This window comes from Candidatus Schekmanbacteria bacterium, from assembly GCA_016219965.1.
Lineage (GTDB): Bacteria > Schekmanbacteria > GWA2-38-11 > GWA2-38-11 > J061 > JACRJM01.
Genome location: JACRJM010000001.1, coordinates 103,707 through 129,924, shown reverse-complemented (window position 1 = coordinate 129,924; position 26,218 = coordinate 103,707). Strand labels below are relative to the sequence as shown.

Genomic DNA, 26,218 nt, shown 5'->3' with positions numbered 1-26,218 from the left:
GAAGACATATCATTTTTTTTCACGAATGACGGGGACTACAGAAGATAACACCATTCAATTCTCATCGATGACTTCAACTTTACAGGGAGCTTCATCAATTATCCTGTCAACTGCAGAACCAAAAATCATCCTCGCGATATTGGATCTTCTTGCCCTTGTCAGGATAACAAGTTCAATAGAGAGCGTTGAAATCTTCTTAAGAACTTCATCTGCAAATTCTCCGCGTTCAACGTACACAGAATAGGAGACTTCTTTCTCTTTCAATTTTGCTTCAATCTCCTCTATCAGCGCATATCCTCTCTGCCTGTATTCCTTCATTATAATAGCCTGAAGCTCCTCGGAAGGCCCTTCGCCGAGAAGATCCATCTCATGTATCTTGGTAAAAACCGCATTCGAGATATTGGAATCGAGAATGAAAAGAAGATCTATGTGGGCCTTCTCCTGATTTGCTTTCTCTACTGCGTACTCAATAGTTTTTTTTGACTGTCTTGTTGTGGAAAGAACAAGCATTATCCTGTTCACGTCAAGCCTCCTAATTTACAAGGCCTATGAGAGGCCAGTAAAATTTATACGTGATAATGATGGCAAAAAGAGAAATAACAGAAAGAATCAATCCCGGAACAACCATGTCTTTCATCTTAACGTAACCTGAAGAATATGCAATGGCGCAGGCAGGCGTACTCATTGGAAGACAGAAGGCAAGCCCTGACGGAATGGCAACGCTGAATGTGATTACCTTAGGGTCAATGCCGTAGCTCTTCGCAAGGCTTATGCCTATGGGCATCATTATGGCAACTACCGCTGAATTGCTCATCCCTTCAGTAAGATAAAGAGATATTGTGGCTATCACGACAATAAGCCAGAAAGCGCCTGATACATAATTTCCAATGAAATTATTTGCGACCCACAATGCGGCGCCGCTTTTTTCAAGCCCGAAACCGAGACTGATAGCCCCACCGTACATCAAGATTATTCCCCAGTTGACATGCTCTTCAACTTCCTTCCACTGGACGAGTTTCAGGACGAACATTACGAAAACTGCCCCAAGCGCAACATTTGCAATCTCAAAAACGCTGCTGTAAAAAACCCACAAAAAAATCGTAACCACCATTATCATGCTTATAACCTTTTCCCTGCCGGTTATCTCACCCATTTCATTGATCTTTGTCATAAGAACGCTTTCAGCCTCCTTTGTATCCGAAACATCTATCTTGAAAAAGATATATAGAAGTATGATGGCACCAATAAGGTCTATGATGACGATAGGAAGCGCGGCTAAAATCCATTCGAAGAATCCTATTGTCTGTCCCGTCGCCTTGTTCAGTATTCCAACAGCAAGAGGGTTTCTTGCACCGCCGAGGAATGTGCCTACTCCTCCTATTATGACCCCCCATGTCGGAGCGACAATCATCGCCTTCGCATAACTGCTCTCAAGTGGCTTAAGCCGCATTGCCCGCGAGATTTCAAGGACTATTGGAAACATCATTGCCGCAACTGCATGCTCGGACATGAAGAAACTGAAAAGTGCAGGAGCGAGAAATAGCCCCAGCAGTAACATCCTTGGAGTCTTTCCGAACTTGGCGAGCACAATGAGAGCTATGCGCGTTGAAAGCCCTGAACTCATCATCCCTGCAGCGAGGATGAAAGCTCCAAGTATAAAAAAAACAGCCTTGTTGCCAAAAAGTGCAAATGCCTGGTCGCTCTCCATTACCCCCGTAAGAGGGAGAAGGATTATGGCAAGCAGGCTTGTGATCTGTAAAGGTATTGGCGCAAAGACCCAAAGTATAAGGCAAACGGCAAATACTGCGATCGCTCTCTGTCCGATTAATGTCAATCCTTCCGGAGTCGGCATAGTAAGCAGCCACCAGAAAATAAACGCTGTTGTCAGAAGGAGAACTCGTCTTGCACCGAGAGAGAAAATCTTTCTCCAGAGGTAAGTAGGATTGGAAGTAAATTTACTCATTTGAAAAATTCTAGCACGACCAATAAACAACTTTCAACATGAAAGGGTGGGGAGTAAATTAAATCCCACTTCCGTCAATATGGATACCGCACTCTTTCTCTCCGCATTCCCATGGGAATTTTCCCGCCCTCTTCTGTCTTGTCGGGAAAATGGGGATATGACACGGCTCACAACCTATGACTTTATAAACTTCCCCAAAGGGAGATTTAAAATCATAGAGCTTGTTATAAGGAAGGTTATTATCCTTTATATATTTTTCAACCTGGCATTCAAGCCAGTCAAAAAGGGGATTAATCTTGATTATCGTTCTGTCTTTCCTCCTTATCACTTCTACCTTCTTTGCTTTTTCCTTCCTTGACTCGGACTGGTCAGCCCTTACTCCGCTTATCCAGACATCAAGGGTTTCAAGCGCTCTTTTGTTAGGATTCACTTTACGTACCTGACAGCATGCGCTCCTGCCAAACTTGGAATAATGGGGATGAGATCCCATATCACTGCTCAGTTCTTCAAGCTCTTTCGGGTCAGGACAGAAACGTTCAATCCTGATGTTGTATTTCTTTTCAACCTCATCCAGAAGGTCATAGGTTTCTTTGAAGTGTTTCAGAGTATCAATAAAAAATACCCGAAAATCCCCTGTGATCTTTGACGCCAGATCAATTGTCACAATCCCTGTATTCTGGAGACTCGTTCCGATAGCCGCTCTTTTCCCAAAATTTGCAAATGCCCATTCGAGCAGTTTTTCTGCCGGGAGTTCTTCAAGTAACGAGTAAGGATCTTCCTCTATCAGATTTTTTACTGTCGCTTCCATAGCTCACCTCTTCAGAAAAAATTTCTCTCTCCGCGATTCTTATTATATAAAAAAACATATATTATTCTTTTTGTCAACTTAAAATGATATTCCCATAAATACTATTTATATTATCAAATATATCAATAATTTATAATATTAATTGTAATATATAGAATAAGCCTATTAGACAATTTTGAATTTAGTAATTGTCTTGGCAGTCCCGCGCAGGCTTAGAACTACATGCGCCTTCTGCGGGAGCTGCCAAGCCATTAATCATTGTTTATACTCCACGTGTTAGGATGTGTCATAGTATTTAAACTTCTTTGTTAATTGCATTTAAGCAAGGATTGAGCGGGGGCGGTCTGCATGGAGCGCATGAAGTTTTAAGCGAAAGGCAGACTACCTCCCGCTTCGATGTAGTCAAAGAACAACTTTTTTTGCATCCTCTGCGAGATAATTTATTTTTCCGCAGAGCTACAATTTAATCGTCAAGCCGTCATAGGCAAGGAAAACTCCTGACGGAAGTTTTGCGGATGTCATATCATGGTCAATTTCATGCGAAATGTGTGTAAGGTAGGTAGTTCGCGGATTTACTTTTTCAATGACAGAAAGCGCCTCGTCAATTGTAAAGTGAGTTGGATGAGGCGTGTCTCTCAGGGCACCAAGCACAAGGACATCAAGCCCTCTCATCTTCTCCAATGTTTTATCATGAATAAAATTAACATCCGTGAAATAGGCAAAGTTCCCTGTCCTGAAACCTGAGACTTCAAATATTCCATGCCTCCCTTCAAGCCGCTCAAATAAAACACCGCCGGTCTCGATATGGCTGTTAATCACATTAGGAATAAGCGCAGGGATGCCGCCGCCGGGGATCAGATATCCTTCAAAGACATAGGCAAAAATGCTCTTTATCTCCTCAATCGTTTTTTTTGAGCCGTAAATTGGTATCACCTTTCCCGATACTTCGTTAAACCTTCTCAATTCATCCAAACCAAACACATGGTCTGCATGGCAGTGCGTGTAAAGCACGGCATCAATCCTGTCTAAGCTGTGTCGAAGCGCCTGTTCACGAAGGTCTGTTGACGTATCAATGAGAATCCGGAAATCATTTTCAAAACAGATATAAAGCGATGCCCGGGTTCTTTTGTTCTTAGGATTTTCCGAGCGGCAGACAGCACATCTGCACGCAATCTTGGGAATGCCATGCGACGTCCCTGTACCAAGAAAGATTATTTCCATTCTATTCCTTCTCTACCATTTTTATAAATTCTTCTTCGCTTATGACTTTTACGCCAAGTTGTTTTGCTTTATCAGCTTTCGAACCGGCATCCTCTCCTGCAACCACAAAATCAGTCCTGCTGCTCACCGATGAAGCAACATGACCTCCCGAATGTTCTGCAAGACGCTTCGCTTCATCTCTGGTAAATTTCTTAAGTGCACCGGTAAAAACAAATGTTTTCCCTTCAAGTACAGCAGAGACATTCTCATCGGGTTCAACAATCTTTATTCCGGCGGACAACAGCTTTCGCACTACATTCATATTCTCATTTATTTTAAAAAACTTTACAACGCTTGCCGCAACCTCAGGCCCAACCCCTTCAATGGAGAGAAGCTCTTCTTCAGCCGCATGTGAAAGTTTTTCAATTGAACGGAATCTCTTTGCAAGTATCTTCGCGACATACTCTCCTACAAGCCTTATCCCTAGCGCATAAAGAAATCTTTCAAAAGACGGATGTTTGCTTTTTTCAATTGCCTCAATAATATTGGAAGCGGATTTATCCCCCATCCGTTCAAGCCCTGACAAAGTTTCATTATCAAGCCTGTATATATCTCCGAGGTCTGACACTATCCCCTTGTCAACAAGCTGGTCCACAAGTTTGTCTCCAAGTCCTTCTATATCCATGGCAAGGCGCGATGCGAAATGTTTCATCCCTTCTTTAATCTGGGCAGGGCAGGAAATATTGGTACACCTGTGATACGCGCCTTCTCTTGTGACAGGGGCTGAACAAACAGGACATTCCTCAGGCATTATGAATTTCCTCAAATCGCCTGTTCTCTTCTCCGGGATCGGCTTTACCACCTCAGGAATCACATCCCCTGCTCTTCTTACAATGACGGTATCTCCTATATGAACATCTTTTCTCTCTATCTCGTCTATGTTGTGAAGCGTAGCCCTTCCCACCTCAACACCTCCAACCCGTACAGGCGAGAGCTTTGCCACAGGGGTCAAAATCCCGGTCCTTCCCACCTGCACCGAGATATCTTCTATTACCGTCACCGCTTCTTCCGGTTCAAACTTCACAGCTATAGCCCAGCGCGGAGAACGTGTCCTTTCTCCGAGCTCCCTTTGAAGAGAAAATTCATTCACCTTCACGACCATCCCGTCTATCTCGTAATCAAGAGATTTTCTCTTTTCACCAAGCCTGTTGAAATAATTTATTACGTCACTTATGGAATAACAGACCCTAACTTCCGGGTTAGTCCTGAAGCCCCATTGTTTTATGGTTTTGAAGAATTCCTCCTGTGTTGCAGGTTCAAAGCCTTTAGAGCTTCCAAGACCGTAAAGGAAAATATTGAGAGGTCTGCTTGCAGTTATTTTTGGGTCAAGCTGCCTGATTGAACCTGCCGCCGCGTTCCTCGGATTTGCAAAGACAGGCTCTCCATTTTTTTCTCTTTCCATGTTCAATGAATTAAAATCTTTTTTAGACATATAAACCTCACCCCGGATTTCTATCCGTGAAGGATGTGGTTTACTACCCTTCATCATCCGGAGAATAACTGATTTAATAGTCTTAAGATTCTGGGTCACATCCTCGCCTGTAAAACCATCTCCGCGTGTTGCTCCGTTCAGAAACTTTCCGTTCTCATATAAGAGGTTCACTGCAAGCCCGTCAATCTTAGGTTCAACGATGTAGGTAAATTGATGTCCCGTGCCTGAAAGCTTTTTTACCCGTTCATCGAACTCGCGCACTTCTTCTTCGCTGAATGCATCGGCAAGACTTAGCAGAGGGGTTGCGTGGGTTATCTTCGAGAATTCCTTAAGAGGTGCTGCACCTACCCGTCTTGTAGGGGAATCGGGTGTTACAAATTCAGGATGTTCTTCTTCCAGTTTTTCAAGCTCGCGGAAAAGCCTGTCATATTCTGAATCAGGGATTTCAGGATCATCGAGGACATAGTAGCGGTGATTATGATAATTTATATCCTCCCTTAACTTCTCTATCTGTTGCCGGATTTTTTCGTCGTTCATTGTAGGGCATTATATTGCATGGTAAAACTTACTGGGAGGCTTCTATCTTTTTCTTATAAACAGGGAAATAAAATAACTTATATGTCTTATTTCCCAAATCTCTTTCATATCCGAAAAGCCCCTTCAATATTGAGAACCTGAGGCTTCCATCTGTCTTCCCTTTTTCATATTCACAGAGCGAAAAAATAGCTCCTATGTTTTTATAAAAAGCCTCACCGAATAGCCCCTTCTCATCAAATGGAAGAAGATCAAGTGTCCTGAACAATGCCTTGTCATTATCTCTTCTGTAGGAACCAAGGGGCCAGACTTTTGTTATCCTCTCATTTATTATTTCCGGTGTCTCAGGCGTTTCCTTATTTTTCTTCTTAGTCTCAGTTTTCTTGTCATAGTAAATGGGAAGTACCATGCACATCTTTTCATGTGTATTAGCAAGTTGAAGATCATTCGCCCAGACTATTGGCCAGAGAAAAAAATTGCGCGTTGAATCATCTTTTTTATCGATTCTAAAAAGCGGGAAGGCTTGTGTTACATTCCTCTTCTCACTCCTTGTGTATGAAACAATAGGCCAGACAATATCACGCCTTATATAATCCTGACCCGGCCTTTTTTCTCCCATATAAATCGGGAACATAAACATGTCTATCTGCCGGTCCTTTGACTTCAAATAGCCGTAAAAAGGAAGAAAGAGCAATCTGTCCTTCGAAAGCTGCCCGTCATCTCCATAGAACTTCTGACGGTTGAAAAAAGGCCACATGTAAAAAACCTTGTCATGTTTTCCTTCAACCTTGTCCATTCCATAGAGCGGCCATACCCTGAAGCTTTCTTTCCCCGCCCCTTTTCCTTTTTGTACGATAGGCCAAAGATAATTATATGATGTCTCATCATCTTTAACTGACTTTGTATAGAGAGGGAACATATATATGTCCAGACTGTCTCTGCCAAACCATCCTTCAAACTTTCCGTAGAAAGGGAAAAAAACCTGCGACTTCTGGTTGTCTTTCTCACTGGAGATATATAAAGGCAGAGCATAGAGATATTTTCTTTTCATCCATGTACGATTCATATCATTCTTGTAAAATAAGAATGGGAGAACGCGGAGATTGACAGTGTCTTTCTCCCTGCTGTATTTGCTTATAGGCCAGAGAATATCGAGCTGAGTCTTATCTTTTTCGGTATCTGATTCATATCCGAAAAAAGGAAGGAGGCGGTATTCCCGGTGCACGTCGCTTTTCTTAAATGAGAAAAAAGGGGTATAGCTTGTTTCCTTTTCTTCGCCAAATGAACTGGAAATAAGATTTAGGAACAGAGATATTCCTATAATTCCAATTAAAATTACTTTTTTCATTAAGTAAATTTTCTTCTTTAGAACAGGAATAAGAGCGAGCCCATGAAAGTGCTGATCGGCGAAAGTTCGCTTGCCTGCTCAGCAGAATCGCCAAGTTCCTTTAAAGATTTCTTGGCTGTATCATAAAGCTCTGTATCGTTCACAAGCTTTCCAAGAGTTCCTTCACCCTTATTCACCTTGGTAAGGATTGAGTTCAGATTCTCTGATGTTTCCTTTACCTTTACTATCGTTTCTTTCAGGTTTTCCCTGTTTTCCGAGATAACGCCGTTAAGATCTTTTCCAACCTTAGAGAATTGATCAATTACTTCCGGGGCTTTTTCTTTAAGGTCAGTTGAAAGTGTTTCAAAGTTCTTTATGGCCTTGGTCACTGAATTCTCGTTTTTTGCCACAAGATTATTAAGCCTCCCTGAAAAGCTGTCAATATTAGCAATGGCGCTGTTTATATGCGTTTCATTATCTACAAGAATCCTGTTTAAAGATTTTGTAGCATCATTGATGTTGGTTATCATGCTGTTTAGACCTTCCTTGTTCTGCGCCACCACCTCATCAAGACCCTTTGCTACATTTGTAAGCTGGTCAACAAGAGCATCAATATCCGCCGGACTAGTGCCATGTCCGAGAGACTCACCATCCGATACCATAGCCTGAGAAGGGTCTCCATAAGAGAGTTCAAGGTACTTCTGCCCCAGCAGGCTGTCGGATCTTACGGCAACTTTGGAACCCTTATGTATTTGCACTCCGTCGTCTATTCTCATTGCGACTGCGGCTTTTCCGTCCTTGATTGTCAAGTCCTCAACCCTTCCTACTCTTACTCCCGCAAGTTTGACAGGTGATTCCTTTTCAAGTCCTGCAACACTGTCAAGGTCAGCAGTAAGCATATAGCCATGGGGCTTGAGCCAACTAATCTCGCCGAACTGCATTGAAAGCCAAACCAGGATTACAAGGGCTCCAATAGTGAACAGCCCGACTTTAGTTTCAACCTTAAATCCTCTGTTTTTCATACTGACTCTCCTTATTCTGTATAAAAAAAGTTTCTATAAAATTTTTATTGGACCTTGTGATGACCCGCTTAAAAACTGCACTACATAAGGATTATCTGTTTTCTTTAATTCCTCAGGTGTCCCGGCAAACTTTATCTCTGTTTCATATATCATCGCCACATGTTGGGCAATCTTGTATAATCCCGGGATATCGTGGCTTGCTACGATAGATGTAACCCCGAACTTTTTCTGCGTATCCTCTATAAGGCTATTGATTGTATCTGAAAGGACCGGATCAAGCCCTGTCGTAGGTTCGTCATAAAGTATAACTTGAGGGGTCAAAGCAAGAGCCCTTGCAAGCCCTACCCTGCGTTTCATTCCTCCTGACAACTCTGAAGTCATCTTATCTTCAACGTCTTTAAGACCTACATCATGCAGCCTCTGCAAGACTATCTCATTTATCTCTTTGTCCTTCATATTCGTATTTTCCCTTAACGGGAACGCGACGTTCTCCCATACTGTCATAGAGTCAAAAAGAGCGGCGAACTGGAAAAGGAATCCGAAGTTCCTTCTAGTCTCTTTCAGTTCCATCTCACTCATCTTCCCGATATCTTTCCCATTATAGAGAATCTCGCCTTCATCAGGCTTAAGGAGTCCGATTATATGTTTCAGGATTACGCTCTTCCCCTGACCACTGCCGCCAATGATGACTGTAGTCTTCCCTTTTTCAATAGTAAGGTTAATGTTATTTAAAACTTTTTTTCCGTTAAAGGACTTCGAAACATTTTTTAACTGTATCATTCCCTTTTTACCTCAGATTTTGCCTGTAACCGTCTTGTTTAAAAGACTTTCTGTAGTCTTTACCTTTAATTTCAACTATCACACACATCTCATAAAGTCTGGAAAGGAGCCTTGCACCTACCCTTTCCTCCAGAGATTCCTCCCCCTCGACATCACCATGCGCAAGCTTCCAGTTAGATGTTATGATAGTAGGTTTCTTGTCATTGTACCTCTTGTTCAGTATGTACATCAGTATGTCGCGTCTCCAGTCCGTCACCTTCTGCGCACCGAGGTCATCGAGTACCACCAGCTCTTTTTCAATAACAGGAGAAAGAACCTGAGATTCCGAAAGCGCTGAATCACTGCTGAAGGTATTTTGTATGGCTTTTAACAGCTCCCATGAATCATAGAAGATCCCGTCAACCATCTTCCTGTCTATAAGGCTTTTAAGAATGGCAACTGCAAGATGGGTCTTTCCTACACCGCAGCTCCCTATAAAAAAAAGGCCTGTATCAATACCGGGGTATGTGGCGACAAATTTTTCTGCGATCTTCTTTGCTTTGTTGTGGCTTGGATCGTGCATCTCATAATTGTCGAAACTGCAATCAATATATCTTGAAGGAATATTGCACCTCTCATTTATCCTTTTTTTGACAAGATCTGTAAAGCAGGAGCAGCGGCGAACCTGCCTCAACCCTTCCTGATCATCAGGTATCCATCCTGTCCCCTGGCAGAAGCTGCATTCTTCTTTTTGCTTTAAAGCCCCTGTTCCCTTAGCCATTATTTATATCCCTGTTCTTTCCGCAAGAGCGACAAGAAGCAATTCCTCGACTGTTCTCTCATATTCCTGCGCGCTCATATTTTTTCTGAGATTCTGCAGCATCTTTTCTCTTTTCCCGAGCAGTTCACTTTCCTGCTCTCTTGTGAGAAACATCCGGATATTCCAGTAAAACTCATCCCTTATCTTCTCTAACATTTCAGCTGCCTGAACATGAGGTATTCTTTTTTCCGTTACTGCTTCCATAAGCCCGTCAAGTTGTTCTTCTGAATCTTTAACCACATTTATGGCAGACGGGAGCCATAAACATAAATCCCCTGAGGCGAGCTTTTCTGCCATTCTTCTTATCTCATGCGGCAATTTATTTTCTGAATAAAACTGATCTTCAGCCACCTCATTATTATTTCTTCCGGCATCACTTCTTCCAATATCATTTTTCCCAATAAATGACTCTTTTCTTCCTTTCCAAAGTTCCAGGACCTTTCTGCTGCATGATGAAAGCTGCACTACACCATTAATATTACCTTTACCGTTAAACCTTATGCCGTCTATGGAAATGTCAATTCCCCTTTTTACGATATCTACGGGGATACCCATTTTTTCCCATCTTTCCATAACAGCGTAATCTGCGCCCCCCAGCATCAGCCCCCTGCCTCTTGCCCTGAGGACATGCTGTTCGATCTCTTTGAAATAGCAGTTTTCCTGTGTTGTCATGAGAAAAATACAGTAGTAAGGATATAGTCAGAAATCAGTATAAGAACTGAAGCTACAACAACAGCGCTTGTCGTGGCTTTGCCAACACCTTCTGCTCCGCCTTCAGTATAAAACCCTTTGTAACATCCTATGAGAGCTAATATCCCGCCGAACACCATCGCCTTGTAGATCCCCTGCATCAGATCCGAGAATTCGAGGTTGTCCCTGATTCCAGTCCAGTAAATAACGGAACTCTGCCCCAGCATTTTCACAGCTATCACATAACCTCCAAGTATGCCTATGAAGTCGGTGATTATCGTAAGAAGAGGTACAACTATTATTGCTGCAACGATCCTCGGGACTATAAGATACTGGACAGGGTTTACAGCCATCACTTCCATTGCATCAATCTGCTCGGTAACTTTCATTGTTCCAAGCTCGGCTGCAATCAGCGAGCCTGCCCTTCCTGTGACCATGAGTCCTGTAAGCACAGGACCAAGCTCTCTTGTAATGGCAAGGGCTACTACATATCCTACAAGATATTCAGCACTGAACTGATGAAATCCTCTGTAAGTCTGGAGGGCAAACACCGAGCCCGTGAAAAAACCTGTGAGGATTATTACCAGCACGGAGTTTACTCCTATTACTTCCATCTGCTTGAAGGTGTTGCGGAATTTAAAAGAAGGCTTGAAAAGCCAGGTTAAAAAGCGCCAGAAAAGGATAACAACTTTTCCCACTTCCTCGAGAAGGTAAGCTACGCTGTCACCTATAAATTCAAGAAGATTCTTCATATAATGGATTCCTTCTTTTAGTATACTTTGAAAATAATATTTTTCAGTCTGTGAATTTGCAAATATTCATGGTTAACTATACCCAAGTGAAGGGATGGTTTCCACAGTTTTTTTATTATTATTTATAAAAAGTATACAAAGCTGGATTTACTGCAGTTATGATTTAAAAAATTAAGATGGCACGTTCGGGGAACGTGCCCTACAAAAAATGATATAGAGCCCGTGAACATGATGTAGGGTCTCTGAAAATATGTAGGGTCTGCTCCCCGAGCAGACCGGATAGTTCTTTATGGTATCACCTTGTTAAGCGGATATTCTACGATGCCTGTTGCGCCGGCACTCTTTAACTTCGGCACAATGTCCCGAACTATCTTTTCATCGATTATCACTTCTATCGCAACCCACGGATCATCGAGGAGGCCTGATATTGTTGGCGCATGAAGCGATGGAAGAAGAGATGTTATCTTTGTGAGATTTTTTCTTTCAACATTCATTTTAAGCCCGACTTTCTCCTCAGCATTCAATGCACCTTGCAGGAGAAGAGTAAGGTCTTCAATCTTTTTCCTCTTTGACGCAACTTCCCAGGAGCTTTTATTTGCGATAAGCTTTGTAGTTGATTCAAGGATGGTCTCGATGATCCTGAGATTATTCGCCCGCAAAGACGAACCGGTCTCTGTAATCTCAACTATGGCATCGGCAAGCTTCGGAGGTTTCACCTCTGTGGCTCCCCATGAGAATTCGACATCACAGTCAATTTTATGTTTTTTGAAGTAACTCTTTGTGAATTTCAAAAGCTCTGTGGCAACACGCTTCCCCTTAAGGTCTTTTATCGTTTTGATAGGAGAATCATTGGGCACAGCCACAACCCATCTGACCGGGCGCAGTCCCCCCTTGGCATAATAGAGGTCTGCAACATCAACGACCTTTGCCCCCTGTTCAAGGATCCAGTCTTTCCCCGTAATACCGGCATCAAGGACACCGTCCTCAACATAGCGCGCCATCTCCTGCGCACGGATTAACAGGCATTCAATCTCAGGGTCATCGATATAAGGAACATAAGACCGTGAAGATACAGAGATATTAAATCCCGCTTTTTTGAAGATACTGAATGTAGATTCCTGCAAACTCCCCTTTGGGAGACCAAGTTTTAATTTCATTCCATTTACCTCAATGTTTTATATACCCTTAATTTTGTGCTATTAATAAGTTTAAAATATGAGCAAAGTCAATATGATTTTCTCCATCCGAAAATAATTGACAAATCAAAAAGATGGCATGTATATTCACCAATTAAATCAAAAGGTAATATGAGAGGGAGTAAAATGTTAAAAAAGAGTCCAATCGTTTATATCATTTATATAGCGGCACTATTCGCATCTCTCACTATCTGCATCCCCGCTTTTTCCGGACAATTCCAGCAAGATACCATTGACAACCTCTATAAACTGCCGGCTGACCAGAAAACGGCAATTGAGGATAAAATAAAAACAAAGGATGTCACAACAGAAGATTTAGATAAGCTCTCAAGCCAGCAAAAGGAAACATTTGAGGAAATGTTTAAGCAGAAGGAGATGGAAGGAACATTAGAAATATCCCCTGAGAAAAAAGGGATTCCCGCTAATGAGACATTTTCCCCAGAAGCACCTATAACAACAAAGGAACTCTCCATTATTGAAAAAGTATATTCCGAACAGTTACCCACTGAAATATCCAGACAGGTCAGGCAGTTCGGTTATGATTTCTTCAGCCAGCCTGCATCAAGCTTTGCACCTGTGACAGATGTCCCTGTAGGTCCTGACTATGTCATAGGTCCTGATGACAGTTTTACCATCAATTTATGGGGAAGGTTCGAGGCAAAGTATTCCGTCACTGTTGACAGGAACGGAGAGATATCCATCCCTAAGATAGGCACAATCAAGGTCTGGGGTATGACAATGGAGGGAATGCGCAAATTCCTCAATGAGACATTTTCAAAGTATTACACTGGCTTTGAAATGAATATTGTCATGGATAGGATAAGAGTCATAAAGGTTTTTATCGTAGGTGAAGTAGGAAGACCCGGCACATATACAGTCTCATCCCTTTCAACAGTGCTTAATTCGCTTTATGCCGCTGGAGGACCTACCAAGAACGGCTCTATGCGCGATATAAAGCTCATAAGAAACAATGAGACATTTAAAGTTGACCTCTATAATTTTCTCCTGAAGGGGGACAAAACTCAGGATAAAACCTTGCAGTCAGGGGACACTATATTTGTTCCTCTTATCAACAAGACTGCGGCAACAGCCGGAATCGTAAAACGCCCTGCTATATACGAATTCTCAGACCAGATAGACCTTTATGAACTTTTAAATTACGGAGGAGGGATAACCCCTTACTCTTTCACTAAAAGAATTCAGGTGGAAAGAATCGTTGCCCACGAACACAGGATAGTACTTGATATTAATATTACTGACACCGGGGAGCTCCTGCAAAACAGCCAGTGGAACATAAATATAAACGACGGAGACCTTGTTAAAATCTATCCGGTATTCGGCAAGATAGAAAACATCGTCTACCTTGAGGGGAATGTAAAAAGACCGGGGGGCTATGAGTTTAAGCCCGGCATGCATCTTAAAGACCTGATTTCATCTTATGGTGACCTGCTCGCTGAAACTTATTTCAGTTTTGGAAGGCTCATACGTCTTGCGCCTCCGGATAACCATGAAGAGCAGCATTCGTTCAATCTCGAGAAACTTTTAAACGGGAGTGAAGAGGACAACCTTGAGCTTTCACCGCTTGACAGAATAACAATCTATTCAAAAAATGATATGAAAGAGAAGTTCAAAGTCACGATCTTCGGGGAAGTAAAAAAACCCGGCATGTATAAGTATGTGGAAAATATGAAAATTGCAGACCTTGTGTATCTTTCAGGGAATATCCTGCGAAAGGCATATAAAACTAATGCAGAGCTTGTAAGGATTGAAAGAAGCGAGGAAGGTATTGTTCAGAAAAGCATCCAGATAAATCTTGTCGAGGCTTTAAACAACAACCCGGAACAAAACATTCCGCTTGAGCCAGATGACCTGTTATTTATCCGCGGCATCCCTGACTGGGACAATACAGGCATGACCATTACTCTCGGAGGAGAGGTAAAATTCCCCGGAACTTATGCTTTCTTAAAGGGTGAAAAGATCAGCTCTGTGATAAAAAGAGCAGGAGGATACACTGACAGCGCCTATTTGAAGGGTGCATTTTTCTCGAGAAAATCTGTGGAAGAACAGGTAAGGTCAAAAGTGGATGAATTAATCACGAACCTTGAAAAAGATATTTTACAGTCATCAATTACAGGAGAGTATGCTGAAAGCACACCGGAACAAGTCGCTGCAAAACAGGACCAGCTCAAATACAAAGAACAGCTTCTGGGCAAATTGAAGCTAACTGCAGTTACAGGGAGAATGGTAGTAAAGCTAATGCCTTTAGAGCAGTTTGAAGGCTCGCCATTTGATTTTGAGATGGAACCCGGCGATTCCCTCAATATACCGAAAGTATCAAACAGTGTCGGAATACTCGGAGAGGTTTATACCAGACAGGCACTGCTTTTCAAGAAAGGGAAAACAGTTTCTTATTATCTCAGCCAGGTCGGAGGACCTACGCAGAATGCCAATACTGATGAGATATATCTTGTACGGGCAGACGGCACGACCATATCAAGGCTTCAGGGGAGCTCGTGGAATTCGGAAGGATTCGGCTGGTTCACACCGGGTTTCATGAACATAAAGGTCGAACCGGGAGACACTGTCATAGTTCCTCAGCAGTTTGAAAAAATTGATTTTCTTAAAGTTGCAGATACTGTAGCAAGGACAATAGGAAACATAGCATTGTCAGCAGGTATTGTAATCGGGGCAGTAGTGAGATAAATGCAATAAATTGAAGGAGATATATTTTGCCAGTAAAAGCATTAGTGACAGGTGCAGCCGGGATGTTAGCCAATGACCTTTGTCCCGTACTTTGCGATGCAGGTTATGAGATTCTCAAAACTGATATAAATCTTCGCGACAAGAGTATCAGTAAGCTCGACATCAGGGAAAAAGAAAGTGTGGAAAACACGATTAAAAGTTTCTCCCCTGAGATAGTGTTTCATCTTGCGGCGGAAACGGATGTGGACCTCTGCGAGCGCGACCACCGTCATTCATATATGACCAATTCCATAGGCACAGAGAACATAGCCCTCACTTGCAGTGCGCTCAATATTCCTATGGTCTATATATCAACCTCGGCTGTCTTTGATGGGACATCCCCGGAACCATATACTGAATTCGACACACCTAATCCTTCCAATATTTACGCAAGAAGCAAATATGCAGGCGAACTTGTAGTGGAACGTTTCATAAAGAATCATTTCATCATAAGGGCAGGATGGATGGTAGGCGGCTGGGACATTGACAAGAAATTCACAAGGAAAATAATAGAACTCCTCCGCACGCAGGATGAGATAAAGGCTGTCTCAGACAAGGTTGGAAGCCCCACCTTCACTTTTGACATAGCACAATCAATCGTAAGAATCGTAAAAAATGGCAGGCCCGGGCTGTATCATTCCGCAAACAAAGGGATGTGTTCAAGGTATGAATATGCTTTAAAGCTTTTAGAACTTATGGGGTTGAAAGATAAAAAACGGGTAATACCGGTTTCATCAGCGCATTTCCCTCTGTCCGCGCCGCGCGGAAGGTCTGAGGCTATGGTAAACATGAAGCTTGAAATGCTCGGCATAAACCAGATGCCCCATTGGGAAGAATCGCTGAAAAAATACCTCAGCATGTATGTGAAGTAACCCAATCCTTCTTCATTCCCGTTGACAATCAGAGGGATGATGTAATATTTAATTCATATTATGAACTATCTTAATGCAGTATTCTGGGATTATCCAGAATTCACAGACTTGCAAAAGCTGAAAAAGCTTATTGCTGAAAATAAAAACAATAGTATTTATTTATGGGTTTTGAAAAGATTTCTTGAGTATGGTAGAGTTATTGACACTTTGAATTTTTTTAGTCTCGAAGAAATTGCAGTAAATTTGCAAAAACTCAGATTAAGCAAGTATGCAGCAAAAAAATGGAGGAGAATGATAGAAGTTTATGGCACTTCCCTCAGAGAATAAAGATTGTTACGCATCAAAAGCACAGAGAGAAGTGCTTCTCCATTTAATAACTAACCCGGATATAGAAAAGACTTTTTTTTTGACAGGTGGTACTGCTCTTTCAGTTTTTTATCTGCACCATAGAATATCAAACGACCTTGATTTTTTTACACTGGAACGGGAACAACTTTCAGAAATAGATTTCTGGATCAGAAGAGAATGGGTCAATGAATGCACGAAACTAAAAGAAGGTCCGCATTTTCTTTCCTTGATGATAAGGGAGGTAAAAGTTGATTTTGTTATCGACCCTCTTTCAATCGCAGAATCACGGTTCAAATTTCACTTTGAGAACGGGCACACCCTTCTACTTGATACAATTGATAATATTGTTTCAAACAAATTTTGCACATTAGTCAGCAGAACTGAACCAAAGGACTTTATTGATTTCTATTTCATACAAAAAATGTTAAATGAAAGTAATATTGAGCAAATATATAAGAATGCAAAAAAGAAAGATGCTATATTTGAGGATGTTCCAACCGTCGCGTTTCAAATAGAAGAAGGGCTTAAATTTTTAAGAGACAATGAGAGAGTTATACCTCTCTTAACAAAGAGTTTTAGCAGAGAAGATTTTTATCATTTTTATGACGGTTTGATTAAGTGGTTATATAAACAAGTGAGCTTTTAATGGAACAGCCTGAAGAAAAGACCGTTCAACAGTCTGAGGATGAAGGGATAGACCTTCTTTCATACTGGAAGGTCATCGTCAAACACCGGAAACTTATCCGAAACCTGTTTTTAATCACTGTCATATTTACTGCTGTATATAGCCTTTTCATGAAAAACATCTACCGCGCCGAGACAACGCTCATGCCGTTAGCTCCCGGAGGTGCCCAGCAGGCGCTTGCAGCAAAATTAAGTGAAAACCCGTTAGGTGATCTGCTGACAGGTGGAGGAGCCCAAACCGGAAACCTGAACAAGATATTCAATGTCCTTAAAAGCAGGACTGTTGCTGAAAGCGTTATAAACTCCCTTGACTTAAAAAAGGTTTTCTTTGAAAGCGCATGGGACAGTAAAAACAACAAGTGGATAAAAAAAGAACCTCTGATGGATACTGCTCTAAGGAAGCTTAAAGGTATCACAGCAATGAGTAAAGAAGACAGAACTGGGCTTATTACACTCGCCATAGAATTTCCTGATGCAGAGCTTTCTGCAAAGACAGCCAATCAATATTTACTGGAATGTCAGAATGTTCTTCGCACAAAAACCTTCTCCATAGCAAAGAAGAACAGAATAGAGCTTGAGAAAAAACTTGAAGAAACTCAAAAATCCCTTAACGATGCAGAACAGAACTTCACGAAATTCCAGGGTAAATCTAAGGTTGTTGTCCCGGACGCACAACTTGGCACTGTTATCGGGGCTTTAAATGTATTGAAGTCGTCGTTAGTTTCCAAGGAAATGCAGCTTGGTGTACTCAAAAGCTATGCCACTGATAAAAATCCGGATGTCATAGCATTAAACGATGAAATAAGGGAAATCAATAAACAGATAGCAATGATAGAATCAGAACAGAAACCGGCGGGGAAGCAATCTGATAGTTCAGATATATTCACACCGATCTCAGAGTTTCCGGATGTTGGACTCAATTTCCTGAGACTTAGAAGGGACCTCGCAAGATACGAGAACATCTTTGCCCTTCTTACTCAACAGTACGAACTTGCCAAGATAGAGGAAACAAAAGAAATTGTAGATTTCATTGTAATAGACAGCGCGAGAGTGCCGGAACTGAAATATAAGCCTGCACGAACAATGATGGTTTTCATTGCAGGCATGATTTCGATTTTATTGGGAATTTTCATTGCTTTTTTCATTGAATATATAAACAGCATCCGGAATAAAAAGAACAATTAGCTCAAGACTTACGTACCAGTCTATTTATATAAACAAACATCTCAGAGGCAAGATTTTGTCTGTCATAGTCCTTCGCCAATATTGCACAATTATCCTGAAGTCTTTTATATAATGCGCTATCTTTTTTCATCATCATAACCTTCGCGATAAAATCAGTTTCATTCTCAGGCTCAAAGCAGATACCGCAATCATACTTGTCTATGATTTCCTTTGCCTGCCCTTCCACTCCAAGAAGTATTGGCTTTCCCATAGCGCATGACTCAAATATCTTTGAAGGGATTACTGTCCTGAATGTATCAGATTTTATCAAAGGTACCAGTGACACATCCGTTACTGACAAATAGTCGGCTACCGCATCCCTTTGCACTGAGTTCAGGAATATGCAGTTTTTTATTTTTTTTGTTTCAGCGATTTTAAGAACTTCTGATTTTCTTGCACCGTCTCCAATAAATAGGAAACGGATATCTTCATCCGGAATCTTATCAGTGCACTTTACAATGAATTCAAGGCTGTGGGCCATTCCATGTGTGCCAATATATGCTATCACAAATTTATTTTCTAAATTATGCGCATTCAAAATCTCCTGATTTTTCACACGCTGCGAGAACAGCTCAAGATTGGCACCATTTGTAACAACATTTATCTTCTCACCATCAATCCCTCTTGAAACAAGATTTTTTTTCAATGCATAGGCGACTGCAATAACCATGTCAGATTTTTTGTAAAGATAAAGCTCCAGCCGTTCTAAAAAACGTATGGCTGTCCCATTTTTCATTGCTCCCACAGTTTTTATAGATTCAGGCCACAGGTCTCTTAACTCAAATATCCATGGTTTCCTTTTAAGCGCGCTAAGGCAGAATGCAGAAACTGTAGTGAAAAACTGAGGCGATGTGGCAATGATGACATCCGCTTTAACGAATAAGCCTGCCATAAAAGAAGTGAATCCAAAACTTACATAATCCAAAATCCTTTTTAAAAAACCTTCATTTGCAGTGATATAGCTCCAAACTCTTATGACTTTAATCCCATCCATATTTTCTGTCTGATAAAGTTTATTGCTGTAGCCTTTATAAAGTTTACCTTGAGGAAAATTAGGCACGCAGGTTATTAGCGTTATATCAGCTCCAAGCTTTACCCATTCCCTGCAATGTTCATAGGTCCTTGAAGAAGGCGCATTAGTTTCAGGGGGAAAATTATCTGTAATGAAAAGGATTTTCATACAAGGATTTCAATTGTTAAATTTTTGTAAAAAGACACCTTCACCATCTTTGCCTTGAGAAGTCTGTTAAACCCGATAGCATAATCAAAATCATTCATTTCAATATTTTCATAACCGGTAATTATAATTTGTTTACCATCTGCAATCACCATGTTGTTCTCAACATTTACATTCACTTCAGGGTGAAAGTGAAGGAATGCAAAGCTTAAATATTTTCGATTTGAAATAATCGAATCACTTATCACTACTTTAGTATCATGGAATTCAAACTCCCTCCGGTGTACAGCGCCTATCCTCATATACCCGGTATGCTCTGCAGTAATGCTGTCAGGCGCTTCTTTCAGCTTCCTTACAGAAGCCCTTCGTCCTACCCTAAAGCTTTCCCATACTTCGCTTTGCTCAGTGTTTTCAATACGCACAGTATTGTGCGCTGAGGTCCCCCTCTCCGAAAGCCGCCTTTCATTGGATTCATAAGTTGAAACTCCTGTATCAACAATGAATGGCTTTCCATCAGCATAAAGGACAAAACTAAAAGTATCGCTGTGTGAATGACCGGGCTGGTAATCAGGACCAATAGGACCAACATCAACAACTGCCTCATATTTATTCCGCTCTATCTTCCTGTAACCGCTTTCGCCAAGAGGCAGGACCTTTTCTTTTATTCCAAGCTTCCCTGCATAATCAAACAACTCTGCACTCGTCGCTGCAATCCCATTTGCAGAGTCATTGACAAGAGGAATATCACCATTCCTGAATGTCATATTCTTAAGCCAGCCAAGCATAAGCTCAGCCGTTTCAGATAGCAGTCTATTGAGTTCCCTGCGAAACCCCTCGTTGTTTTGAACAAGATTTATGCAGTCAAGAATCCTCTCAAGAATTATCTGGTGATACATGGGGCTTAATTCAAAATGCCCCCCGTCGGGAAGTACCTGTTCCGGCAGTTCTTTTACAAGGATTTCCTTCCCTTTCTGATAAATAAATTCATCTCCAAAGTAATAGCCAGCAAAAACAAGAGCAAAGGCATTTTCCAGAAGATGGTTGCCAAGTAGATGATATTCAATGTTGTCTGTCAAAATCATTCCCTGAGCATGGAGGCTTGCATCTATCTTCTTATCTTTGATTTTGTTGCGTCTGAGAAACTTTATCCAGTTAATAATCCTTAATGATGTTGGATATGGTTCAAGTCCTGTTTTGTTGCCGGGAAGTTTTTCAATGAAACCGTAGATAAGTCTTAGCCCCTCTTCACGGGTTATATCAGACTGATTCAGGTAATCGAAATAATTGAGGTTATAAGCCCATAGAGCGCCATGCCCGGAATACTGCCAATCAACAGAACCATCGAACTTTTTTGAAAGGTTAAGGAATGTGAAGGTGCCATTCGCATAAGACGAGCTTCGTGAAATAGTATTTTCTAAAACTAACTCTTTTAAATCAGCATCAATAGAATCAGAATCGCTTGAATTAGAATTGCTTAAATTAGAATCAATAGAAAGTTTATATCTGTATCCTGTCAGTCTTCTTAGAAGATTTCGTGCGATGTAATAAATCCTGTAACAGACCTGCTCTGTCTTAAGGAATTTTACTGTGTTGATGTAGAGAAATATTTTCTCCATGACACAAAGTTAGATGGAGACAGCCTGATTGAGACGGAGAGACTCCAATATTTTAAAAGTAGTCCTCGTAGTCTTGCAGATTGATGCAAATGAAACAGCAGGTACTCCGGTTTTAAGCGCTTCTTTGAATGCGGTAAACTCGTTTATAAATCCTTTGTCCTGATTGGATGATTTTATCTGTTCCTTTTTATTTCCGCTGTATATCGTCAGTTCCCTGAAATCCCTCATCTGCATCGAGATATTCCCGGCAAAGAGTTCGATATATTCCTTTGGCATCTGCTTGTTCCCGAAAGCAAAATAATTGATGGAAGCAGTTGAGCCATTTTCGTAGGTTAAAACTATATTCACATTATCCTCGTCAGGGATTGACCTGTCATCTTTATTTACGCATCTTGCGTAAACTGCAACAGGGTCTGCTCCCGCAAGATATGAGCAGGTATCTATAAAGTGACATACTTCACCGATTATCCTGCCGCCTCCTGTCTCAAAGTCCTGAATCCAGCTTTCACGCGGTATCACGCCGGCATTTATCCTGTAAACAACAGAGAGAGGCTTATCATTAACCTTTGATTTCATTTTCCGGATGAGCGGGGAAAAACGGCGGTTAAAGCCAACCATCAGGAGAGGAACAGACTGGCCGGAGCTAAAGGAATAATATATCTTCTCAATCTCTAAAAGCTCCAGCGCATTTATACAGAGAGGCTTCTCCACAAATACATTTTTTCCGGCCCTTAGAGAATCGCAGACCAGTTTTGCATGGGTATTATGTCTTGTGGTGATTACAACTGAATTAATCTCATTGTTTGCTAAAATCTCTCTGCTATCAGTTGTTATGAATTTAAAATCATGTTTGCTGCCGGCACCCTGCGCACTAACACCTGTGGAAGTGCAAAGCCCGGTCAATTGAATCCCATCTATTTTTTTCAGGGTCGGAATGATAACGGATTTTGCGAAATTACCTGCTCCGATCAATCCGACAGATACATCCCCTGCCGGTGTAATTCTCTCTGACAGCCTTATTACCCGGTCTTCTTCAATGCCGGCCTTATCAGGATATAAAAGGACAATCCCCAGATATTTCTCTTTGATCTTTCCTTCAAACAACTCATAAGCCTTAAGCGCATCATTAAAATCAAACTTGTGAGTGATCAATTCCTTGGGAGTGATCTTTCCCTCGTTTACGAGTGCGAGGAAAGCTTCGAAATTGCGCTGCTCAGTCCATCTTACATAACTGTAAGGATAGTCTATTCCTTTTTCTTCATATTCAGGATCGTATCTGCCGGGGCCGTACGCCATTGACAGTCTGACATCGAGTTCCTTTTTATAATAGATGTTTCTCGGTATATCCATCCCCACCATACCTACAACAACCACCCTGCCGCGAAGACGCGTTATCTCGCCTGCATCAACTATGGGCTGGTTGCTCAACGTCGATGCCGTGATAATGACAGCATCAACACCGTATCCGCTGCTGAATGATTTAGCGGCCTCAACAAGCTCATCTGCACTGCATGTCATGTCTGCGCCTAATTTCTCTGCCAGCGCAAGTTTCTCAGGGTCAACATCAACACCAAGAACCCTGCATCCATTTGCTTTTAAAAGCTGGACTGTTATCTGCCCGATAAGCCCCAATCCTATGACAGCGAATATCTCCCCCAAAGACGGCTCTGCCTGACGAACACCCTGAAGGGCTATGGCTCCGACAGTGACAAATGACGCATCAATGTCATCTACGCCATCAGGGATTTTTACAAACAGATTCTTGGGGATAAAATTTATCTCGCTGTGATTTGCATAACCTGCACCTCCGCAGGCGACTCTCATGCCGGCAGAAACACCGCTCACATTTTCGCCTGCATGGACAACCCTGCCGGCACAGCTATAGCCAAGAGGAATGGGATTATCGAGTTTGGTGAATACCTTCTCCAGCGCATTCATTATCCCTTCCTGTTTCATCTTATCAATAACCTGCTTTACGAGGTCGGGTCTTGCCATCGCTTTTCCAGCCAGGGATTTTTTGGCAAGGTCAACTATCATCTTCTCCGTGCCTGCAGAGACAAGTGAGGCTGAAGTTTTAATGACGATTCCGTTTTTGCCGCAGGTCGGCGCAGGGACATCAAAAATCCCAAGCTCACCGGTTTTGTATGATTGAATAAGTTGTTTCATTTGAGAATAAATAAAAACATATTGACCCTGCAAAGTCAACTGACCAGCATAATCAGAGGCGTTATTCTATATTGCTTTCAATCCTGCTTATTTCAGAAACTACGAGCCGCAGTTTTCCGCTCGATGTTCTTGGAAGTTTATCTGCATAATGAACAGATATTTTAATATCATTTCCGAGTCGTTTTTTTCCTTCAGAAATAAGCTTCTGTTCTTCACGGCATTCATCATAGCCATCACCTTTTACAACCCGGAAGATAATCTCTCCTGCTTCTTTCTGGTAAACTTGCGCTTCCCTTATATGGATAAGGTCTTTAAAGATATGGTCCATACGACCAACTTTTGAGCCATCAGGAAGAGTGACATAATCTTCTATTCTACCGTCAATCTCTTTAACCATCCTTCCCACTTTCCCGCATGAACACCTGTCATCGCCCAATGTCGCTATATCTCCGGTATCATACCTGATAAGAGGGAAAACCGGATTGGTCCAGTTGGTTCCGGCAATTCTGTATTTTTTAGAATCTGCATCAACCGGTATAAATTCCACAAGAGAAAAGTCTTCATCCACATGGAAATCCCCTTCCTCACACTCAGAGATATTGGCGACTGCTTCTGCCTGCCCGTAATGCTGGCGGACTGAAACCTCAAAAGCCTTTTCAATAATCTTTCTCTGCTGCGGCAATAAGCTTTCAGCTCCTGTAGTGATAATTTTCAGTGAAGACAGCGGCGGCATTTTCAGCTCCAGAAAAAAAGATGCCAGCAGTGCCAGAACTGAAGGATATCCGTGGAGCCATTCGATTTTATGTTCGCGCAGGGCTTTAAAATAATGCACAGATGTTTCTGCCCTGAGGTGATAGGTGCTGAACATAAGCTGTTTTCCTGCCCTGTTAACTCTCCAGAAAGGAGGTGTCTTCTGCTTTAATGGAACGATTGACCTTCCACCGAAGTATCCGCACCATGTATCAAAGCTGATATTATGCCAGCTCCTGTAACGCCACCATGTCGCCCACTGCTCCATCTCAGCCTTTCTGGTGGTCTTGAAAACAAGTCCGCTTCCTGTGGTTCCGCTTGTATGGCATGAGATACACTCACTCTGCGAAGTGCTTTTATCCAGGATTTCATCAGCATGTTTCTTCACTTCATCTTTTGTAAGAACAGGGAGTTTCTTTATTTCAGAGAAAATATCTTCGCCATCTATTCTGATTTTGTATTCGCTGAAACGTCTCTTCCAGAAAGGAGACTTAGTAGCAAGAGCAAGAAATACGCGCAGTCTCTTATCCTGATATTGAATGAGCTTTTCATCATTAAAAAGGCTTCGCTCAAGGACTTCCCTGCATACATTCTCATACTCATTCCCATAGCGCCGTTTTTTCAATCTCCACCCTTCCAGTGTTATCAGGAGATTTTGAAAGGGAACAGGCAAACTCAGGTAAATCGCTTCAGTATCAATATTTTTTTTCATACTCTATATGTCCTGCCCAGCCAAAATGAGGTTTGAAATTGAAAAAGGTTTTTTCTTCCATATCAGAAAATTTTCCATTCCATTCCGGAACATCGCTGATGACATTAATGCTGTCAGGCGAAATATTAGTTATGGGCAGTCTGTTTAGATTATAAGCCTCCCGGATCACCGGGATTTTGCGCCAGTCAAATCCCATTAACCTTGCCGCGACTGTATCAACAGCCACAGGGTCATTTCCTCCAATCACTATATTACTGTTAACAGGCTCTCCCTGCATGGGACCCATCCCTTCCATTCCTTTAATACCATCAATCAATGAATAATAGCGCTTCGGATTCTCCTTCCTTAATGTGCCGTCTGCATTTCCATAAAGCAGGCATTTATTAAGGTCGAGCACCATCCTCCACGTCGTGTCATTGCCATGCCAGTTACCGCTTCTGATTACCTGTCTTCCGTCTCCAAAAGTGCTTGTCCCCGCTCTTCTTAATTTCTTTGCTATTCCTGTTCCAATGAATGGCAGATTGAGCGCAAGATATCTTGTAAATTTTGCCGACCATTGTTCAATGAAGTTCTTAAGAGCGAATTCAGGAAACTGGTCACCTCCGTTTTCAGGGTGTCCTTCAGTATGATGCGGCAGCCAGTTCTTATCAGCGTTTATACCGACAAGATTTTTAAGATTCAGAGTCACACCGGTTTTTTTGTGTGTTTTCATCTTTGGAAGATTTATAAAAACATCAGCGAGAACCGGAGTAGCAGAGATCAAATATTCCTGCACTTCTCGGCGGTGATGCCTGTTCACAACACTTGTATCGTAGTCAGCCCCATAATAACGTCCCTCACCTTTGAACTTGTAAAAAAAGCTGTCTTTGCCAAGATTGAATGCAATAGTCCCCTTTGGATCTCCGGGGAGCTTGCGCCGTTCAGTGATGACGCCTCCTTCATTAACCCATTCCTCATTCCTTAAATCGAGGACTTCGACTTTCACGGAGTATTTTTCAGAGCAGCGTTTTGCTATTCCATAAAGTCCGGTTTTCTCTGCTATCTTAGCAAAAGAAGAATCTGTCTGAGGTGCATCGCAGATAGTCACCATCCCTTTCCCTGAAAGCTTTTTGCAGGCGTCTTCGCAGACAAGCTCAATGATTTTAGGCGAGGTTATAACCGACTCCCACTCATTCGGGTCAGTTTCTTTAGATTCTTTGATGAGGTTCGGCTTGATCACCACACTGTCGCCGGGAATGATTTTTATAAATGATAAATCTATCTTCTCTCTGTAAATATAGACGTTCATGTTTTAGATGTTCACCTCAATAATGGAATCATTAATAAATGGGGCAAGATTTACGCTATATAATCATGGACCTAAT

General features: G+C 41.8%; 22 protein-coding genes. 5 read left to right on the top strand and 17 right to left on the bottom strand.

Going from position 1 to position 26,218, the window contains the following annotated elements:
- Window positions 1–54 precede the first annotated feature (54 nt).
- The 12 genes from HZA77_00630 to HZA77_00575 form a co-directional block, all read right to left on the bottom strand.
- The gene (locus tag HZA77_00630; GenBank protein MBI5373909.1) at window positions 55–522 is read right to left on the bottom strand and encodes a universal stress protein; all 468 of its coding nucleotides are present in this window, start codon (window positions 520–522) and stop codon (window positions 55–57) included.
- A gap of 10 nt (window positions 523–532) precedes the next feature.
- Window positions 533–1,963: a DASS family sodium-coupled anion symporter gene (locus tag HZA77_00625; GenBank protein MBI5373908.1), complete on the bottom strand. Its 1,431-nt coding sequence runs from the start codon at window positions 1,961–1,963 to the stop codon at window positions 533–535.
- A gap of 58 nt (window positions 1,964–2,021) precedes the next feature.
- The gene (locus tag HZA77_00620; GenBank protein ID MBI5373907.1) at window positions 2,022–2,771 is read right to left on the bottom strand and encodes a phosphoadenylyl-sulfate reductase; all 750 of its coding nucleotides are present in this window, start codon (window positions 2,769–2,771) and stop codon (window positions 2,022–2,024) included.
- A 456-nt stretch (window positions 2,772–3,227) separates the two neighbouring features.
- On the bottom strand, window positions 3,228–3,992 hold the full coding sequence (locus HZA77_00615) for an MBL fold metallo-hydrolase (protein MBI5373906.1): 765 nt from the start codon (window positions 3,990–3,992) through the stop codon (window positions 3,228–3,230).
- A gap of 1 nt (window position 3,993) precedes the next feature.
- Complete coding sequence (gene ligA, locus HZA77_00610; GenBank protein MBI5373905.1) at window positions 3,994–6,000, bottom strand: NAD-dependent DNA ligase LigA; 2,007 nt, start codon at window positions 5,998–6,000, stop codon at window positions 3,994–3,996.
- 28 nt (window positions 6,001–6,028) lie between these two features.
- A complete protein-coding gene (locus HZA77_00605; protein ID MBI5373904.1) occupies window positions 6,029–7,345 on the bottom strand; it encodes a hypothetical protein in 1,317 nt (438 codons plus the stop codon).
- A gap of 17 nt (window positions 7,346–7,362) precedes the next feature.
- The gene (locus HZA77_00600) at window positions 7,363–8,346 is read right to left on the bottom strand and encodes an MCE family protein (protein MBI5373903.1); all 984 of its coding nucleotides are present in this window, start codon (window positions 8,344–8,346) and stop codon (window positions 7,363–7,365) included.
- 33 nt (window positions 8,347–8,379) lie between these two features.
- Window positions 8,380–9,126: an ABC transporter ATP-binding protein gene (locus HZA77_00595; protein ID MBI5373902.1), complete on the bottom strand. Its 747-nt coding sequence runs from the start codon at window positions 9,124–9,126 to the stop codon at window positions 8,380–8,382.
- A 7-nt stretch (window positions 9,127–9,133) separates the two neighbouring features.
- Window positions 9,134–9,886, bottom strand: coding sequence for an ATP-binding protein (locus HZA77_00590; protein ID MBI5373901.1), 753 nt, complete (start codon window positions 9,884–9,886; stop codon window positions 9,134–9,136).
- A 3-nt stretch (window positions 9,887–9,889) separates the two neighbouring features.
- A complete protein-coding gene (locus HZA77_00585; protein ID MBI5373900.1) occupies window positions 9,890–10,597 on the bottom strand; it encodes a hypothetical protein in 708 nt (235 codons plus the stop codon).
- Window positions 10,594–11,367 (bottom strand): ABC transporter permease, encoded by a 774-nt coding sequence (locus HZA77_00580; protein ID MBI5373899.1) that lies wholly within the window; start codon window positions 11,365–11,367, stop codon window positions 10,594–10,596. Before HZA77_00580 ends, HZA77_00585 begins: the two co-directional genes overlap by 4 nt.
- 287 nt (window positions 11,368–11,654) lie before the next feature.
- On the bottom strand, window positions 11,655–12,524 hold the full coding sequence (locus HZA77_00575; protein MBI5373898.1) for an ATP phosphoribosyltransferase: 870 nt from the start codon (window positions 12,522–12,524) through the stop codon (window positions 11,655–11,657).
- A gap of 165 nt (window positions 12,525–12,689) precedes the next feature.
- Between HZA77_00575 and HZA77_00570 the strand changes: the two genes are divergently transcribed.
- Genes HZA77_00570 through HZA77_00550 form a run of 5 tightly spaced genes read left to right on the top strand, consistent with a single transcriptional unit; the run spans window position 12,690 to window position 18,394 of the window.
- Window positions 12,690–15,266: an SLBB domain-containing protein gene (locus HZA77_00570; protein ID MBI5373897.1), complete on the top strand. Its 2,577-nt coding sequence runs from the start codon at window positions 12,690–12,692 to the stop codon at window positions 15,264–15,266.
- A 26-nt stretch (window positions 15,267–15,292) separates the two neighbouring features.
- Window positions 15,293–16,177, top strand: coding sequence for a dTDP-4-dehydrorhamnose reductase (gene rfbD, locus HZA77_00565; protein ID MBI5373896.1), 885 nt, complete (start codon window positions 15,293–15,295; stop codon window positions 16,175–16,177).
- Window positions 16,178–16,237: 60 nt separating this feature from the next.
- A complete protein-coding gene (locus tag HZA77_00560) occupies window positions 16,238–16,504 on the top strand; it encodes a hypothetical protein (protein MBI5373895.1) in 267 nt (88 codons plus the stop codon).
- Window positions 16,482–17,171, top strand: coding sequence for a nucleotidyl transferase AbiEii/AbiGii toxin family protein (locus HZA77_00555; GenBank protein MBI5373894.1), 690 nt, complete (start codon window positions 16,482–16,484; stop codon window positions 17,169–17,171). The genes HZA77_00560 and HZA77_00555 overlap by 23 nt, the downstream gene beginning before the upstream one ends.
- On the top strand, window positions 17,171–18,394 hold the full coding sequence (locus HZA77_00550; GenBank protein MBI5373893.1) for a hypothetical protein: 1,224 nt from the start codon (window positions 17,171–17,173) through the stop codon (window positions 18,392–18,394). Before HZA77_00555 ends, HZA77_00550 begins: the two co-directional genes overlap by 1 nt.
- 1 nt (window position 18,395) lies before the next feature.
- Here HZA77_00550 and HZA77_00545 read toward each other — a convergent pair whose 3' ends face one another.
- The 5 genes from HZA77_00545 to HZA77_00525 all read right to left on the bottom strand — a co-directional run bounded on the left by HZA77_00545 (window position 18,396) and on the right by HZA77_00525 (window position 26,142).
- Window positions 18,396–19,613 carry a glycosyltransferase family 4 protein gene (locus tag HZA77_00545; protein MBI5373892.1) on the bottom strand — a complete coding sequence of 406 codons (1,218 nt, stop codon included), beginning with the start codon at window positions 19,611–19,613 and terminating at the stop codon, window positions 18,396–18,398.
- Window positions 19,610–21,226 (bottom strand): alginate lyase family protein, encoded by a 1,617-nt coding sequence (locus HZA77_00540; protein ID MBI5373891.1) that lies wholly within the window; start codon window positions 21,224–21,226, stop codon window positions 19,610–19,612. Before HZA77_00540 ends, HZA77_00545 begins: the two co-directional genes overlap by 4 nt.
- A 9-nt stretch (window positions 21,227–21,235) precedes the next feature.
- A complete protein-coding gene (locus HZA77_00535; protein MBI5373890.1) occupies window positions 21,236–23,392 on the bottom strand; it encodes a bi-domain-containing oxidoreductase in 2,157 nt (718 codons plus the stop codon).
- 61 nt (window positions 23,393–23,453) lie between these two features.
- Window positions 23,454–24,854: a phenylacetate--CoA ligase family protein gene (locus HZA77_00530; protein MBI5373889.1), complete on the bottom strand. Its 1,401-nt coding sequence runs from the start codon at window positions 24,852–24,854 to the stop codon at window positions 23,454–23,456.
- Window positions 24,838–26,142, bottom strand: coding sequence for a DUF362 domain-containing protein (locus HZA77_00525; protein MBI5373888.1), 1,305 nt, complete (start codon window positions 26,140–26,142; stop codon window positions 24,838–24,840). The genes HZA77_00530 and HZA77_00525 overlap by 17 nt, the downstream gene beginning before the upstream one ends.
- Between the last annotated feature and the right edge of the window lie 76 nt (window positions 26,143–26,218).